This is a genomic window from Acidovorax facilis (assembly GCF_023913775.1).
In the GTDB taxonomy this organism is placed as follows: domain Bacteria; phylum Pseudomonadota; class Gammaproteobacteria; order Burkholderiales; family Burkholderiaceae_C; genus Acidovorax; species Acidovorax facilis.
In genome coordinates, this window is sequence record NZ_JAMXAX010000064.1 from 16,630 (window position 1) to 31,824 (window position 15,195).

General features: G+C 66.1%; 13 protein-coding genes and 1 pseudogene. 10 read left to right on the forward strand and 4 right to left on the reverse strand.

Annotated elements, in window-relative coordinates; genetic code table 11:
- Positions 1-18 precede the first annotated feature (18 nt).
- The 10 genes from NFX52_RS17380 to NFX52_RS17425 all read left to right on the forward strand — a co-directional run bounded on the left by NFX52_RS17380 (position 19) and on the right by NFX52_RS17425 (position 10,920).
- The gene (locus NFX52_RS17380; protein WP_055400650.1) at positions 19-1,215 is read left to right on the forward strand and encodes an NAD(P)/FAD-dependent oxidoreductase; all 1,197 of its coding nucleotides are present in this window, start codon (positions 19-21) and stop codon (positions 1,213-1,215) included.
- A 119-nt stretch (positions 1,216-1,334) separates the two neighbouring features.
- The gene (locus tag NFX52_RS17385) at positions 1,335-2,252 is read left to right on the forward strand and encodes an amino acid ABC transporter substrate-binding protein (RefSeq protein ID WP_055400651.1); all 918 of its coding nucleotides are present in this window, start codon (positions 1,335-1,337) and stop codon (positions 2,250-2,252) included.
- The gene (locus NFX52_RS17390) at positions 2,249-3,475 is read left to right on the forward strand and encodes a pyridoxal phosphate-dependent aminotransferase (protein ID WP_055400653.1); all 1,227 of its coding nucleotides are present in this window, start codon (positions 2,249-2,251) and stop codon (positions 3,473-3,475) included. The genes NFX52_RS17385 and NFX52_RS17390 overlap by 4 nt, the downstream gene beginning before the upstream one ends.
- A gap of 34 nt (positions 3,476-3,509) precedes the next feature.
- Positions 3,510-5,195, forward strand: a complete 1,686-nt coding sequence (locus NFX52_RS17395; protein ID WP_055400655.1) for a thiamine pyrophosphate-binding protein — start codon at positions 3,510-3,512, stop codon at positions 5,193-5,195.
- 153 nt (positions 5,196-5,348) lie between these two features.
- Positions 5,349-6,578, forward strand: a complete 1,230-nt coding sequence (locus NFX52_RS17400) for a Y-family DNA polymerase (protein WP_055400657.1) — start codon at positions 5,349-5,351, stop codon at positions 6,576-6,578.
- A gap of 117 nt (positions 6,579-6,695) precedes the next feature.
- Positions 6,696-7,334, forward strand: coding sequence for an RNA polymerase sigma factor (locus NFX52_RS17405; protein WP_055400659.1), 639 nt, complete (start codon positions 6,696-6,698; stop codon positions 7,332-7,334).
- Positions 7,331-8,113 (forward strand): anti-sigma factor, encoded by a 783-nt coding sequence (locus NFX52_RS17410; RefSeq protein WP_055400661.1) that lies wholly within the window; start codon positions 7,331-7,333, stop codon positions 8,111-8,113. Before NFX52_RS17405 ends, NFX52_RS17410 begins: the two co-directional genes overlap by 4 nt.
- Before the next feature lie 150 nt (positions 8,114-8,263).
- A complete protein-coding gene (locus NFX52_RS17415) occupies positions 8,264-8,752 on the forward strand; it encodes a tetratricopeptide repeat protein (RefSeq protein ID WP_055400663.1) in 489 nt (162 codons plus the stop codon).
- 241 nt (positions 8,753-8,993) lie between these two features.
- Complete coding sequence (locus tag NFX52_RS17420; protein WP_055400665.1) at positions 8,994-10,553, forward strand: methyl-accepting chemotaxis protein; 1,560 nt, start codon at positions 8,994-8,996, stop codon at positions 10,551-10,553.
- A 100-nt stretch (positions 10,554-10,653) separates the two neighbouring features.
- On the forward strand, positions 10,654-10,920 hold the full coding sequence (locus tag NFX52_RS17425) for a hypothetical protein (protein WP_055400667.1): 267 nt from the start codon (positions 10,654-10,656) through the stop codon (positions 10,918-10,920).
- Positions 10,921-10,945: 25 nt separating this feature from the next.
- Here NFX52_RS17425 and queF read toward each other — a convergent pair whose 3' ends face one another.
- The 4 genes and pseudogenes from queF to NFX52_RS17445 all read right to left on the reverse strand — a co-directional run.
- Positions 10,946-11,791, reverse strand: a complete 846-nt coding sequence (queF, locus tag NFX52_RS17430) for an NADPH-dependent 7-cyano-7-deazaguanine reductase QueF (protein WP_055400669.1) — start codon at positions 11,789-11,791, stop codon at positions 10,946-10,948.
- Between the two features lie 57 nt (positions 11,792-11,848).
- Positions 11,849-12,763 carry a 2OG-Fe(II) oxygenase gene (locus NFX52_RS17435; protein ID WP_202907204.1) on the reverse strand — a complete coding sequence of 305 codons (915 nt, stop codon included), beginning with the start codon at positions 12,761-12,763 and terminating at the stop codon, positions 11,849-11,851.
- Positions 12,764-12,796: 33 nt separating this feature from the next.
- Positions 12,797-13,582 (reverse strand): peroxide stress protein YaaA, encoded by a 786-nt coding sequence (yaaA, locus tag NFX52_RS17440; RefSeq protein ID WP_055400671.1) that lies wholly within the window; start codon positions 13,580-13,582, stop codon positions 12,797-12,799.
- A 217-nt stretch (positions 13,583-13,799) separates the two neighbouring features.
- Positions 13,800-15,195: pseudogene (locus tag NFX52_RS17445) on the reverse strand (Rne/Rng family ribonuclease); the annotation flags it as partial.

Sequence of the window (15,195 nt, forward strand, 5' to 3'; positions counted from 1 at the left end):
CCGCTGGATGCCCCGTTCATGTTGATTGCTAAGGACCCACACCCCATTGTCATCGTTGGCGGCGGCGTCATCGGCAGCGCCATTGCGTACTTCCTCACCCTGCAGCAGCCGGGCTGCGAGGTGGTGGTCGTCGAACGCGATCCGACCTATGCGCGCGCATCGTCGGCGCTGTCGGCCAGCTCCATCCGCCAGCAGTTTTCGACCGATATCAACATCCAGATCTCGGCGTTTGGCATTGGTTTTTTGCGCAACGTGGGCCAGTTGCTGGCGTGCCAAGGCGATATGCCGGACATCGGTTTGCACGAAGGCGGCTACCTGTATCTGGCCACCCAGGCAGGCGAGGCCACGCTGCGCGAGAACCATGCGTTGCAAAAGCAGCATGGTGCTGACGTGGCGCTGCTGAGCCCGCAGCAACTGGCCGAGCGTTTTCCCTGGCTGGCGCTGCAGGACGTGGTGCTGGGCTCGCTGGGCCTGTCGGGCGAGGGCTGGTTTGATGGCTACCTGCTGCTGACGGCGCTGCGCAAGAAGGCACAGAGCCAGGGCGTGCGCTATGTGGCCGATGACGCGGTAGGCCTCGACACTGCGGCCAGCGACGGCGTGCTGCATGTGAACGCAGTACGCCTGCAAAGCGGCACCGTGCTGCCTTGCCGCTACGCCGTGAACGCGGGCGGCCCGTGGGCGGCAGCCATTGCGGGCTGGGCGGGCATTGATTTGCCCGTGGTGGGCAAGCGTCGCACCGTCTTCAACCTGGCCAGCCCTGCGACGCTGCCGGGTTGCCCGCTGCTCATCGACACCAGTGGCATTTGGCTCCGGCCCGAGGGCAAAGGCTTCATCTGCGGCTTTGCGCCGGATGCGGACAACGACGCCGACTTTGCCCCGCTGGAGCCCGAGTACGACGCGTTTGACAACCACATCTGGCCCACGCTGGCCGAGCGCATTCCGGGCTTTGAGGCGCTGCGTATGCAGGGTGCCTGGGCGGGCTACTACGAGATGAACACCTTCGACCACAACGCCATCGTGGGCCTGCACCCGGCGTGCGACAACCTGGTGTTTGCCAACGGCTTTTCGGGGCACGGCCTGCAGCAGTGCCCGGCGGTGGGGCGCGGCCTGGCGGAGTGGATGTTGACGGGCGGCTACCAGAGCCTGGACCTGTCGCCGCTGTCCATCGAGCGCATTGCGCGCAACCAGCCGTTGCTGGAGAAAAACGTCATCTGAGCCTTGAGCCCCCTGCGGCGATGCCCCGGCGCACCGCCCGTTCGATTTTTCCTTTTTTGGTATTTCTGCTTTCGACGCTTTCCAACCTGCCAATCACAACACCACCGGAGACAACGACCATGGCAATTTCCCGCAAGACATTCACCGCGCTCGCCGCAGGGCTGGCACTGGCCTACACGGCTTTTGCACCCGCTCAGGCACAGACCCCATCCACCCCCACGCTGGAGAAAATTAAGGCATCTGGCAAGGCGGTGCTTGGCGTGCGCGAGACTTCGCCGCCCATGGCCTACGCACTCGGCGCCAACGAAAAATATGTGGGCTACCACGTGGAGCTGTGCGAGCGCGTGCTGAAAGAAGTCGCGCCCGACGCCAAGCTTGAATACATGGCCGTGACGGCGCAGAACACGCTGCCGCTGGTGCAAAACGGTACGCTGGACATCGGCTGCGGCCCCACCACCAACAACACTGCGCGCCAGCAGCAGGTTGCCTTTGCGGTGACCACCTACGTGAGCGAAGTGCGCATGGCGGTGCGCAAGGATTCGGACCTGAAGTCCATCAGCCAACTTGCCGGGCGCACCATCGCGGCATCCACCGGTACCACGGCAGTGCAGTTGCTGCGCAAGCAAGAACGCGCACTGGGCGGCGGCGCCATCAAGACCGTGCTGGGCAAGGACCACCATGAGAGCTTCCTGCTGCTGGAAACAGGCCGTGCCGATGCCTTTGTGCTCGACGACAACCTGCTCGCCGGGATGATCGCCAACTCCAAGGACCCGTCGGCCTACCGCATCGTGGGCGAGCCGCTGGGCGCCGAGCCCATTGCGCTGCTGTTCCGCAAGGACGACCCCACCTTCAAGGCGGCGGTGGACGGTGTGCTCACCAAGCTCATGCAAAGCGGCGAGATGGAAAAGATCTACACCAAGTGGTTCGTGAATCCCATTCCGCCCAAGAACATGAGCCTGAACTTGCCGCTGGGCACCACGCTGCGCCAGCTGTTTGCCACGCCCAACGACAAGCCCCTGGAGACCTACCAGCAATGAACGCCGCCGTTCCTGCCACGGCCTTCCGCGCGGCCGACCGCATCAGCGCCATCGGTGTGTCCGACATCGTGCGCATCACCCAGGCAGCCAACGAGCTCAAGCGCCAGGGCCAGCCCGTCATTGTTCTGGGCCTGGGCGAGCCCGACTTTGACACGCCCGCCCACGTGATTGAAGCCGCGCAGCAGGCCATGGCGCAGGGCGACACGCACTACACGGTGCTGGACGGAACGCCCGCGCTCAAGGCGGCCATCCAGCTCAAGTTCCGCCGCGACAACGGCCTTGCGTTCGCCACCAACGAAATCACGGTGGGTGCGGGCGCCAAGCAGGTCATCTACAACGCGCTGATGGCTAGCCTGAATCCCGGCGACGAGGTGATCCTGCCCGCGCCGTACTGGACGTCGTACGCCGACATGGTGCTGATTGCCGGTGGCGTGCCTGTGGTGGTGCCCTGCAGCGAAGCCAACGGGTTTCGCATTACGCCCGAACAGCTCGACGCGGCCATCACGCCGCGCACGCGCTGGGTGTTCATCAATTCCCCCTCCAACCCCAGCGGCACGGCCTACAGCACCGAGCAGTTGCGGCCTATTCTGGAGGTGGTGCTGCACCATCCGCAGGTGTGGGTGCTGGCGGATGACATCTACGAGCACATCCTGTATGACGGGCTCGCGTTTGCCACCCCCGCAGCCGTGCTGCCCGCACTGCGCGAGCGCACGCTGACGGTGAACGGTGTCTCCAAGTCGTACGCCATGACGGGCTGGCGCCTGGGCTACGGTGCCGGGCCCAAGGCATTGATCGCGGCCATGGCAGTGGTGCAAAGCCAGGCCACATCGTGCGCGTCGTCCATCAGCCAGGCCGCTGCGGTGGCTGCACTCACCGGCCCGCAGGATGTGGTGGCCGAGCGCTGCCGTGCGTTTCAGGCGCGGCGCGACCTGGTGGTGGCGGCCCTCAACGCATCGCCGGGCCTGCGTTGCCGCGTGCCCGAGGGCGCGTTCTACACCTTTGCCAGTTGCGAAGGTGTGCTGGGCCGCACCACGCCGGGCGGTGTATTGCTGCGCACCGACACCGATTTTTGCGACTACCTGCTGCGCGAGTTCCATGTGGCCGTGGTGCCAGGCAGCGTGCTGGGGCTGGCGCCGTACTTCCGTATCTCGTACGCTGCCAGCATGGCCGACCTGCAAGAGGCCTGCGCGCGCATCCAGCGCGCGTGCAAGGCACTGTTCTGAGTTCTTGTTCTGTTTTGTGAAATGACCGTCTGACATGACTACCGCACCCACCACCTCCCGCACGGGCGGCCAGATCCTGGTCCGCCAGCTCATCACCCACGGCGTGAAGCAGCTGTTCTGTGTGCCGGGCGAGAGCTATCTGGCCGTGCTCGATGCCCTGCACGATGCCGACATTGCCGTGACGGTGTGCCGCCAGGAAGGCGGTGCGGCCATGATGGCCGAGGCGCAGGGCAAGCTCACGGGCCAGCCCGGCATCTGCTTTGTGACACGCGGGCCGGGCGCCACCAATGCGTCGGCCGGTGTGCACATCGCGCACCAGGACTCGACCCCCCTGATCCTGTTCGTGGGCCAGGTGGCACGCGGTGCCATGGGGCGCGAGGCGTTTCAGGAGCTGGATTACAGCGCGGTGTTTGGCACCATGGCGAAGTGGGTGGTGCAGATTGACGACCCGGCCCGTGTGCCCGAGCTGATCTCGCGCGCCTTCCACGTCGCCACATCCGGCCGCCCCGGCCCCGTGGTGGTGGCGCTGCCCGAAGACATGCTGACCGAAGCCGCCACCGTGGCCGATGCGCTGCCTTACCAGGTGACCGAAACGCACCCCGGCGCCGCGCAGATGGCCGAGCTGGCCCAACGCCTGAAGGCCGCGCACCAGCCCGTGGCCATTCTGGGCGGCAGCCGCTGGTCCGAGCAGGCGGTGCGCGAGTTTGTGGCGTTTGCCGAGGCTTGGTCGCTGCCGGTGTATTGCTCGTTCCGGCGGCAAATGCTCTTCCCGGCCAACCACGCCTGCTATGGCGGCGACCTGGGCCTGGGGGTGAACCCGCGCCTGTTGGCGCGCATCCGCGAGTCCGACCTGGTGCTGGTGGTGGGCGGGCGCCTGTCAGAGATCCCGTCGCAGGGCTACGAGCTGTTTGCCATCCCCAACCCCACGCAGCCGCTGGTGCATGTGCATGCCGATGCCGATGAGCTGGGCAAGCTGTACCGGCCCGCGCAGGCCATCCACGCAACGCCGCAGGCATTCACTGCGGCGCTGGCGGGTGTGCGGCCAGCGGGGGCGGTGGCCTGGCATGCCCATGCGGAGATGGCGCGGTCCGAGTACATCCTGTGGAGCGACACCAACCCCATCCAGATCCCCGGCGAGCTGCAGATGGGCCAGGTCATGCAGCATCTCAAGTCCACGCTGCCGGCCAACACCATCTTCTGCAACGGCGCAGGCAACTTTGCCACCTGGGTGCACCGCTTCTGGCCGTTTACCACTTATGCCAGCCAGCTGGCGCCCACCAGTGGCTCCATGGGCTACGGCCTCCCCGCGGGCGTGGGTGCCAAGCGCCTGTGGCCGCAGCGCGAGGTGGTGGTGTTTGCGGGCGACGGCGACTTCTTGATGCACGGCCAGGAGTTTGCGACCGCTGTGCAGTACGGCCTGCCCATCATCGTGGTGCTGCTCGATAACGCCATGTACGGCACCATCCGCATGCACCAGGAGCGAGAGTACCCCGGCCGCATCAGCGCCACCCAGCTCAAGAATCCGGACTTCAAAGCCTACGCCCAGGCCTTTGGCGGGCATGGAGAGCGGGTAGAGCGCACCGAAGACTTCGCCCCGGCTCTTGCTCGTGCACGCGCGAGCGGTCTGCCCAGCGTGTTGCACTGTTTGATCGACCCCGAGGCGATCACGCCCACGGGCACGCTGCAGGGCATTCGCAGCGCGGCGATGGCCAGGCGATAGTCCCGTCATGCCCGGTGGCAGCAGTCTGTCACTGTGCCGCGCACAATAGCGGGCGTGACCGTTTCAGCGCCCGATTTCCCCGATAACGAGCCCGCAACTGCCGCCCCGCCACAGCGCCAGGGGCAGCGGCTGCGCCGCATCGCCCATCTCGATATGGATGCCTTTTTCGCATCTGTCGAACTGCTGCGCTACCCGCAGCTCAAGGGCCTGCCCGTGGTGATTGGGGGCGGGCGGCGCAAGGTGGATGAACTGTTGCTGCAAGGCCCGGATGGCACGGGCTTGCGGGAGCGGCATTTCATCCCGGTAGAGGACTTTCCGCTGCTCAAGGACTATGTCGGCCGGGGCGTGATCACCACCGCCACCTACCCAGCGCGGCAGTTTGGTGTGGGCTCGGCCATGGGGATGATGAAGGCCGCCAAGCTGTGCCCGCAGGCCATCGTGCTGCCGGTGGATTTTGACGAGGTGCGGCGGTTTTCACGCCTGTTCAAAAGCACCATCATGGAGATAGCCCCCGTGATGCAAGACCGGGGCGTGGACGAGGTGTACATCGACTTCACCGACGTGCCCGGCGGCCAGCGTGAAGGGGGCAGGGTGCTGGCGCGGCTTATCCAGAAGAGCATCTTTGACGTGACCGGGCTGACTTGCTCGATTGGCGTGGCGCCCAACCGGCTGCTGGCCAAGATGGCCAGCGAGTTCAACAAGCCCAACGGCATCTCCATTGTTTACGAGGAAGATCTGCAGACCAGGATCTGGCCGCTCAATGTGCGCAAGATCAACGGCATTGGCCCCAAGGCCGGCGAGAAGCTGGCACGGCTGGGCATCGAAACCGTCGGGCAGCTGGCGGCGCAGGATGAGCAATGGCTGATGGGCCACTTTGGCAAGTCCACCGGGGCGTGGATGCACCGGGTGGCCTGGGGCCGCGACGACAGCCCGGTGGTGACCGAGAGCGAGCCCGTGAGCATGAGCCGCGAGACCACGTTCGACCGCGACCTGCACGCAGTGCGAGACCGCGCTGAACTGGGCGCGATCTTCACCGACCTGTGTATGCGCCTGGCCGAAGACCTGCAGCGCAAGGGCTATGTGGCGCGCACCATCGGCATCAAGCTGCGCTACGACGACTTCAAGATCGCCACGCGCGACCACACGGCGAACCTCTACACGGCCGATGGCGCCACCATCCGCCAGCTGGCCGGGCAGTGCCTCAAACGCGTGCCGCTGGACAAGCGCCTGCGGCTGCTGGGCGTGCGGGCCAGCACGCTGGCGCGGCGGGGCGAAGAGCCCGTGCTGGAGCCACGGGCAGGGGCAACGGCAGAAACACGCCGGCGCAAGCCAGGCTCCGCAGATGGCGCAGAGGGTGTGGGTGGCACGGCGCAGCTTTTTTAGCGCGGGTTGACGTCGTTTCCTGCCAGTTCACGGCCCGGTGGGGTCGTGGCAATCGGCGTAAACACCCAGAGCGAGACCTGCCTGCATCGCCTGTTGCGTTCCTATACTCGCCCGCATATGGCCACTGCCACCGATGTTCCTTCCGCCAACCTGCAAGCGTTGATCCGCGCCGCAGCCGGGGGAGACCATGCCGCCTTCGCGCAGATCTACCAGCGCACCCACGTGCATCTGTTCGGCGTTGCCGTGCGTATGTTGGGACAAGGACAGGCGGCCGAGGATGTGCTGCAAGAGGCGTATGTGAGCATCTGGAAGAACGCTGGGAGCTACCGCAGCGAAGTGGGCGGGCAGCCTATCCAGCCCATGACATGGCTGATCGCCATCGTGCGCAACAAGGCGCTGGACGCCTTGCGCGTCCGCGCCCGGCGGCCTGAAAGCGCCTGGAACGACACCACGGAGCTTGCAGGCAGCGATGGGGATGGCAGCGACGCGCCGCCGGGTGCCGCGTCTGCATTGGCCCCCGCACCCAGCGCGATGCATCTGTTGGAGCAGGCCACCCAGGCGCTGCGCATCGAAGGCTGCATGAATGCGCTGGACGGAAGCTACCGGCAAAGCCTGGCACTGGCTTACTACCAGGGCCTGTCGCATTCCGAGGTGGCAGCGCAGATGGGCGCGCCGCTAGGTTCGGTCAAGGCGTGGATCCGGCGGGGCCTGGAGCGCCTGAAAAGCTGCCTGTCCGCGCAAGGGGTGGGCGCATGAGGTACACCCACCCCGCGCTGCTGGACCACCTGGCGTCTGCCTACGTGCTGGGCACGCTGGGCGGTGGCGCGCGCCGCCGCTTCGAGCGGCTGCTGCGCGATCGCAGCGACGTGCAGTTGCTGGTGGCGCAGTGGGAAGGGCGGCTGGGGATGCTGGCCAGTTCGGTGCCGGTGCAACAGCCACCGCAGCGCGTGTGGGCCGCCATTGAGGCGCGCACCCGGCCGCGCGATGTGAAAGACGCAGCCCCGCAGGGCGGTTGGGCCGGTGTGCTGTGGCGGCGCCATGGTGTGTTGCAGGGCTTGGCGGGTGTGGTGTTGGGTGTGGTGGCTACCGTGGCCCTGGTGGCTGCGGTGCCAACCTTGTTTGTGTCGAGCGACCAGGTGGGCCTGCGCGCAGGGGACAAACTGCCGCAGGCCTATGTGGGCCTGCTGACGGACGAGGCGGGCAACGGCAAGGTGCTGGTGAGTTCGCTGCGCCATGGACGCACGCTGACGGTGAAGGTCATCGGGCCTATCACGCTTCCAGCGATGCCAGCGACTTCAGCGACGACGGCGGGTGCAGCCCCCCAGCTGGTGTTATGGGCGGTGCCAGCTGACGGTGCCCCGTTTGTGCTGGGCACGGTGCCGGTGGCGGGTTCTGCGGTGTCGGTGTTGCCCGATACGTCGGAGAAGCTGCTGCTCAAGGTCAGCAAACTCATGGTGACGCTGGAGGCATCGGCAACGCCGCAGGTGCCCAGCAGCACCGTGCTTTTCACCGGCAACTGCGCCAAGCTGTGGTGAGCGGCGCAAGGCGCCCATCGGCTTTGCAGAAATAACTGTCCGGCGCTGCATCCGTTTTGCATTCCGTGTCGTTTATCTGAGGTGCCGGTCTCCGGCATGGGGCCAGCGCGGCCTCCGACCATTCCAACTTCACGTTTTCAGGAGCTTCCCATGCCTTCATTCCCTGTTCGCCCCTTGATGTCTGCGCCCCTGCTGAGCCTGGCGCTGGTGCTGGTGCCCCTGTTGGCACTGCCAGTGGCCCACGCGGCCGATATGCCCACCATGCCAGTGGAGAACGCACGCATTGACGACTTTTCCGTGGGCAAAAAAGCCATCGAAGCCAAGAACTGGGCGCTGGCGGCCAGCAGCTTCAGCAAGGTGGTGGCCCAGAATCCGCAGAACGCCGATGCCTATAACCTGCTGGGCTATTCCAACCGTTGGCTCGGTAAATACGACGAGGCGTTTGCGGCCTACAACAAGGCGCTGGCGCTGGACCCCCGCCACAAGGGAGCGCTGGAATACTCGGGCATGGGCTACCTCAAGGTTGGCCAGAAGGCGCAGGCCGAAGCCCAGCTCGCCAAGCTGCAGGCCATCTGCGCGCAGTGCGAGGAGACCACCGATCTGGCCAAGGCCATTGCGGCCTACAAGCCGGCGCAGTAAGAGCGGCGAAAAAACCCTTCCTGCGTTGTTGCTGCGTCTGGTCGTACTACCCGTACAGCCTGCGACGCAGCGCCTCGCCAGAACCGCTGCGCTGGGTTTTGTTATCCGCTCTAAATCGTTTTCAGGCGCCTGATTTTTGGTGTGTAAGGCCCTGTTGGCCCGTTAGACTTGATTGGTATCAAGCGGTAACGAAAAGCGTGCCGCGCTGCCTGCCCATGCTGCAGGCCCATCAGGAGCCAACATGCGCATCAACCTGCCCGTGACCCAGCAGAACTTCGACTATTCCGGCGATGAACTGCTGGTGTCCAGCACCAACACCAAGGGCGAGATTACCCACTGCAATCCAGCGTTCGTTCGCGTGAGCGGCTACAGCTACGACGAACTCATTGGCCAGCCGCACAACCTCATCCGCCACCCCGACATGCCCGCCGAGGCCTACAGGGATCTGTGGCGGACCATCGGCCGGGGCGAGCCGTGGACAGGGATTGTCAAAAACCGCCGCAAAAACGGCGACCACTATTGGGTGCGCGCCAACGTCACCCCCATCATGGAAGGTGGCAAGCCGCGCGCCTACATGTCGGTGCGTACCAAGCCCAGCGCGACAGAGATCGCCGCTGCCGAAGCCCTGTATGCCCAGATGCGCCGTGAGGCGGAGTCGGGCGCCTTCAGCTTCTCGCTGGCCGGCGGGCAGGTGCGCCACCATGGCCTGCGGGGTGCATGGCAGCGGCTGGTGCAATTGCCTTTGCAGATCCGCATGGTGCTGATGATGGCCATGCTGGTGGTACTGGCCCTGGTGCCCGATCTGCTGGGCCTGCAGGGCACTTTGGCCGTTGTGCTGCGGGGTGGGCTGCTGGCGCTGGGTGCGGGTTTTGTACTGTGGCGGTTTCAGACCTGCGTGCTGCGCGGCCTGCGCGACGCTACGCGGTTTGCGTCGGACATTTCGGCTTGCAACCTGACCACCTCGGTCCGGTCGGACTATCCCGAGCCGCTGGGTGCACTCATGCAGCGCCTGCTGCAGACCCAGGTCAATCTGCGCGCAGTGGTGGGCGATGTGCGCACCGAGGTGCGCAACTTCATTGAATCGGCCGACGAGATCTCGCGCGGCGGCCTCGACCTGTCGGCCCGCACCGAATCGCAGGCCAGCAGTCTGGAAGAGACCGCTGCGGCCATGGAGCAACTGGCCAGCACGGTGCTGGAGACCTCCGAGACTGCCGCCAAGGTCTCGCACGAGAGCGCGCAGAGCAGCGACATCGCCAAGCGCGGCGGCCAAGCGGTGCAAGAGGTGGGCGCCGCCATGCAGCAGATGAAGCTGTCGTCCACCAAGATCAGCGAAATCGTGGGCGTGATCGAGGGCATCGCCTTCCAGACCAATCTGCTGGCCCTGAACGCCGCCGTCGAGGCGGCCCGTGCCGGTGAGCAGGGGCGGGGTTTTGCGGTGGTGGCGGGTGAGGTGCGGGCGCTGGCCCAGCGCAGCGCCAGCTCCGCCAAGGAGATCAGCGGTCTGATCGGCGTGACGGTGAACCAGATCGCCAGCGGTGCCCAGCAGATGGGCCATGCCGGCACCACCATTGAGGGCGTGGTCGATGCAGTGGAGCGCGTGAGCACGCTGGTGCAGCAGATCAGCAGTGCCACCAAAGAGCAGTCGCAAGGTATCGCCCAGGTCAACGAGGCGGTGACGCAGCTGGACACCGTGACGCAGCAGAACGCGGCGCTGGTCGAGGAGTCTGCGGCGGCGGCGCAGGGGCTCAAGGAGAGTGCGGTGTCGCTGGGCCGCTCGGTGGATGTGTTCCGGCTGGGGTAACGGGTAACGGGTGCTGTGGCGAGCGACCGCCAGCCACGCAGACCTTGACGAATGCTTACTCGTAACTTACAGTGATTTTCCCGTTTTCCGGGAGATCACCATGACCCTCAACGAGCTGCAACGCATCAAGCAGTGGCATGTCGCGCACAAGGCAGACCACCCGCTCGAATACCAACTGTGGGACCTGGTGTTGACGGTCTGGATGCTGGGCTGGGTGGGCTGGTTTCCCATCATCGCTTTTGGCGAGCCGTGGACTGCGCCGCTGTGCCTGATGGGTATCTTCGGGCCCAGCCTCTATGTCACCTGGCGAACGCGTGCACACCTGCGCCACACCCTGCGGTGCGACTGGATCGATGTGCGGAGCTGATCGACGCGACTGACGGCGGCTGGGCCTACTGCCGTGCCGTGCGAACGTTGCGCGGCAGGCCCTGCGGGTGGCTGGTGCGCAGCGGGTTGATGTCCAGCCCGCCCCGGCGCGTGTAGCGCGCGTACACAGTCAGTTTGATGGGTTTGCAGCGCGTCCACACGTCCATGAAGATGCGCTCCACGCACTGCTCGTGAAACTCGTTGTGGTTGCGAAAGCTCACCAGGTACTGCAGCAGCCCTTCCTGATTGATCTGCGGGCCGCTGTAGCTGATCTGCACACTGCCCCAGTCGGGCTGGCCGGTCACCAGGCAGTTGCTTTTGAGCAGGTTGCTGGTCAGTGTTTCGGTCACGGGTGCCTCGTTGAACGTGGCCGTCAGCAATTCGGGGGCTGGCTGGTACTGCGTGCATTCCACATCCAGGCGGTCCAGGCTCAGACCGTCCAGTTCATGCACGGGTTCCTGGTCGAACAGCTCCGGCGCGATGAGCCTCACGCCCACGGTGGCCGGGTGTTCCGCCCCGCGCCACGCGGCTTCGCTGATGTCGGTGCGGATGCGCGCCTGCACTTCGGCCGCATCGGCAAAACGGGTGTTGTTGAAGCTGTTGAGGTACAGCTTGAACGATTTGCTCTCCACGATGTTGGGCGTCTCGCACGGCACGGTGATGTGCGCCAGCGCCACCTGCGGCTTGCCGCGCAGGTTCAGCCACGACAGCTCGAACGCCGTCCACAGGTCGGCCCCGAAGAACGGCGCGGCGCCGGTGATCCCGATTTCGGCGCGCTTGCCGGAGCGGGGGATGGGGAACAGCAGCGAAGCGTCGTACTGGTCCACGTAGGCGGAGGACTTGCCGAGTTGGGATTGTTCCGGGGTGTTCATAAATGCTATTAAATTTATAGCTTGTAGAGCTTTATGGATAAGCGCTAGAGCCTGTTTTTACTTGAATTCCCGTTCGCGCAGCCACTTTGTGGCGATCCACTTCTCGCCCGCGATCACCGGCGCACCTCCGTGCAGCGTGCGGGTGGACGGGTGCGGGCGCTCATAGCTGAAGAACACCGCATTGCCGCGCTGCGGCGCGACCTCCAGGCGCACGTCGGGGAAGGTGGTACCACCGCCTTTTTCGGGGGTGTTCAGGTACATCACCAGTGTGCCCACGCGTTGCCCGCCGCGCTGGACGATGGTGGGCGTGCCGGGCTCGGCGGGGTCGAAGTAGTCGTAGTGCGGCTTGTACTCGGCTCCTGGTCGGTAGTGCAGCACCTGCAGGCCCTCGCCGTTCTCGATGGGCCAGTTCAGCAGGCGCGCAATACGTTCTTCGATGCGCTGGATCAGCGGGCTCTGGCCGCGCTGGAAGAACATGCCGTCGCTGGTGCGGTCGTCATTGATTTCCTCGCCGCCCGTCTTGGTGGCCACGGTGAGCGAGCGCGCCATGCGCGGCGCAGCGTCCGCGATGAGGGCGTCGCATTCTTCGGGCGAGAGCAGGTTGCCAAACACCACGATGCGCGGCTGGGCCATGGCCAGCAGCACATTCACGGTGCGGTCGCCACAGTCCACCTGGGCGGGCGATGCATCCAGCTGGGGCTCGGGCACAGGCACAGCGGCGGGCTGGCCTTGTTGTACGGCCAGTTCGTTCAGGTGGTCTTGCAGCGTGACCTCCAAGGCGTCGGCGGCCACGTCTTCATCCCAGCCCGCATCGCGCATGGACTGCAGCACCACGGGCGCGGCGTAGCCGGCCTGGGCCTGTTCGATGATCCAGCGGCGCAGCTCGGGCGTGATGGCCTGCCGCGCGGTGCTGGCGCGCTGGTGGGTGGTTGGGGTGCTGCTGTCGGGGTGCTGCTCAGAACGCGATGCCATGGCGGTCCTTCAACGTGAATGGGGTTAGCAGAGTCAGGCGGTGGGCAGGGTCTTGCGCCGGAAGACCAGGCGCTCGGGCTCGGATGATGCCGGGGCAAAGGCATAGCCGTCCAGATCAAACCCTTCGAGCTCGTGCGGCGTGGCCACGCGGTGCGTGATCGCATAGCGCGCCATCAGGCCCCGCGCACGTTTGGCATGGAAGCTGATGATCTTGTAAGCGCCGCCTTTCCAGTCTTCGAACACACATTCGATGACACGGGCCTTGAGCGCCTTGCGGTCGACGGACTTGAAGTACTCCTGCGATGCCAGGTTGACCACCACGGGGGTCGTGTCGGCGCGCAGGCGGGTGTTGAGGTGCTCGGCAATCTGGCTGCCCCAGAACTGGTACAGGTTGCTGCCTGCGCTGGTGGCCAGGCGCGTGCCCATTTCCAGGCGATAGGGCTGCATGCGGTCCAGCGGCCGCAGCACGCCATAGAGGCCGCTCAAGATGGCCACATGGCTTTGTGCCCAGTCCAGTTCCTGCGGGGCGAGCGTGCGGGCGTCCAGTCCCTCGTACACATCGCCGTTGAAGGCCAGCAGCGCCTGGCGCGAGTTGGCGGCCGTGAAACGGGGGCGCCAGGTCTGGTAGCGCGCCACGTTCAGCGCGGCAAGCTTGTCACTCAGGTCCATCAGCGAAGCGATTTGCTGCGGAGATTGCTCGCGCAGCACCTCAATGAGCGCGGTGGATTGCGCCACAAACTGGGGTGTGGTGTGTGGCAGGCCTTCGGGCAAGGGCGTGTCGTAGTCGAGCGATTTGGCGGGAGACAGCAGGAACAGCATGGAGGCAGAAGGTCCGTGGATCTCGGAAGGTGCAGCAGGTGGCCGGGTGGGCTGCTGCGATTCTGGGGAGGCGGTGGCTCGAAATGGTACCTGTTGAAGGACTGTCTTCGGGCGCTTGCGGGCATTGGCAGGCTCCCGCAAAAAAAGAAGGCGGCCTGGGCCGCCTTCTTTTTGCATAGCTGCGGCTCCCGGAGGGGCAGCAGCTGTTTTCAGCGCATCAGGCCGAGGGAGTCTGCTCAAACGGCAGCTTCATGGCAGACAGGTCGCGGCGGGTTTCCACCAGCACCAGCGGGCCTTCGTCCAGCACTACTGCAGGTGGGCGCTCACGTGGCACGCGGATGGGCTTGGGCTCGGCGGCAATCGCAGCTTGCACGGCAGCGATCTTGTCCATGTCGGAGTTGACCCACTGCAGGCCCGATGCGGCAGCCACTTGCTGCAGCTCGTCGATGGGCAGTGCGAACGCCTGGACGCGGGGCAGACCGTTCGCAGCGGGTACCACCGGTGCGATGGGTGCTGCAGCGGGTGCAGGTGCTGCAACAGGCGCTGGTGCCGCCACAGGTGCTGGCGCGGCCGCCACCGGGGCTGCTACCGGCGCGGCGACAGGTGCAGCAACGGGGGCTGGTGCGTGGGCCGGGGCGGGCACGGGTGCTGCCACAGGCACTGGAGCGGGTGCCGCTGCCGCTGGCTCCGCTGCAGGGGCCGTGAAGTAGCTGCGGCGTGGCGCTTCGTCCTGCGCGGGTGCTGGCTCGGCCTGCGTGGGGTCGAAATCCAGCATGGCCGGTGCGGCGACTTCGGCATTGCCGTTGTTGTCACGCGGACCGCGTTCGCCACGCTCGCGGCGGTCACGGCCGTAGCGGTCGCGCGAACGGCGCTCGCGGCGCTGTTCTTCTGCAGCGGCACCATTGCCGTTGGGCTGAGCGTCGTTGCCGGACAGGTCCAGATCGGGCAAGGCAGCCAGTGGCGCTGTGTCGGCAAAGTCGCCAGGCACTGCGGCAGCGGCTGTTTCCTGGGCTTCCACCGCGCGGGGTGTGCGCTCGCCACGTTCGCCACGGTTGCCGCGATCACCACGTTCACGGCGTGGGCCGCGTTCGCCACGGGGCTGCTGGGTGGGTTGGCCTTCTGTGCTGTTGCCGGGGTTGCCAGCGTTGGGGCCTTCCACCTGTGCGGTCACGGCGGTGTTGTTGTCACCGTTCAAGCCTGCGTTCTGGTTGCGCGGCTCGGTGTTGTCGCGGCGGCCACGGCCACCTCCTTCACGCCCTTCGCGTCCATTGCGGCCACCGTCGCGGCCTTGGCCTTCGCGGGCCTCGCCTTCGGGGCGGCGCTCGGCGTCGCGGGGTGCGCGGCCTTCGGCCGAGCGTTCGCCACGGCGGCCCCGGCCTTCGCCGTTGCCTTCGCGGTTGCCGTCACGGGGTGCGCCTTCGCGCTGGCCGTCCCGGTTGCCATCGCGGCCACCACGGCGGCCACGGCCTTCACCGTTGCGGCCATCGCGGCGGGGTTCGCCACGGGCGGTGGTCTCCGGGGCTGCTGCCGGTGCGGGCGCAACCACGGGGGCAGGGGCTGCCGGTGTGGTGCCAACGCCGAACAGGCTCTTGATCCACCCAAAGAAGCCTTGC

Excerpts from the sequence above, each read along its gene's own strand:
- NFX52_RS17380 (WP_055400650.1), top strand. The coding sequence starts at position 19 with ATGTTGATTGCTAAGGACCCACACCCCATTGTCATCGTTGGCGGCGGC.
- NFX52_RS17385 (WP_055400651.1), top strand. The coding sequence starts at position 1,335 with ATGGCAATTTCCCGCAAGACATTCACCGCGCTCGCCGCAGGGCTGGCA.
- NFX52_RS17390 (WP_055400653.1), top strand. The coding sequence starts at position 2,249 with ATGAACGCCGCCGTTCCTGCCACGGCCTTCCGCGCGGCCGACCGCATC.
- NFX52_RS17395 (WP_055400655.1), top strand. The coding sequence starts at position 3,510 with ATGACTACCGCACCCACCACCTCCCGCACGGGCGGCCAGATCCTGGTC.
- NFX52_RS17400 (WP_055400657.1), top strand. The coding sequence starts at position 5,349 with ATGGATGCCTTTTTCGCATCTGTCGAACTGCTGCGCTACCCGCAGCTC.
- NFX52_RS17405 (WP_055400659.1), top strand. The coding sequence starts at position 6,696 with ATGGCCACTGCCACCGATGTTCCTTCCGCCAACCTGCAAGCGTTGATC.
- NFX52_RS17410 (WP_055400661.1), top strand. The coding sequence starts at position 7,331 with ATGAGGTACACCCACCCCGCGCTGCTGGACCACCTGGCGTCTGCCTAC.
- NFX52_RS17415 (WP_055400663.1), top strand. The coding sequence starts at position 8,264 with ATGCCTTCATTCCCTGTTCGCCCCTTGATGTCTGCGCCCCTGCTGAGC.
- NFX52_RS17420 (WP_055400665.1), top strand. The coding sequence starts at position 8,994 with ATGCGCATCAACCTGCCCGTGACCCAGCAGAACTTCGACTATTCCGGC.
- NFX52_RS17425 (WP_055400667.1), top strand. The coding sequence starts at position 10,654 with ATGACCCTCAACGAGCTGCAACGCATCAAGCAGTGGCATGTCGCGCAC.
- queF (WP_055400669.1), bottom strand. The coding sequence starts at position 11,791 with ATGAACACCCCGGAACAATCCCAACTCGGCAAGTCCTCCGCCTACGTG.
- NFX52_RS17435 (WP_202907204.1), bottom strand. The coding sequence starts at position 12,763 with ATGGCATCGCGTTCTGAGCAGCACCCCGACAGCAGCACCCCAACCACC.
- yaaA (WP_055400671.1), bottom strand. The coding sequence starts at position 13,582 with ATGCTGTTCCTGCTGTCTCCCGCCAAATCGCTCGACTACGACACGCCC.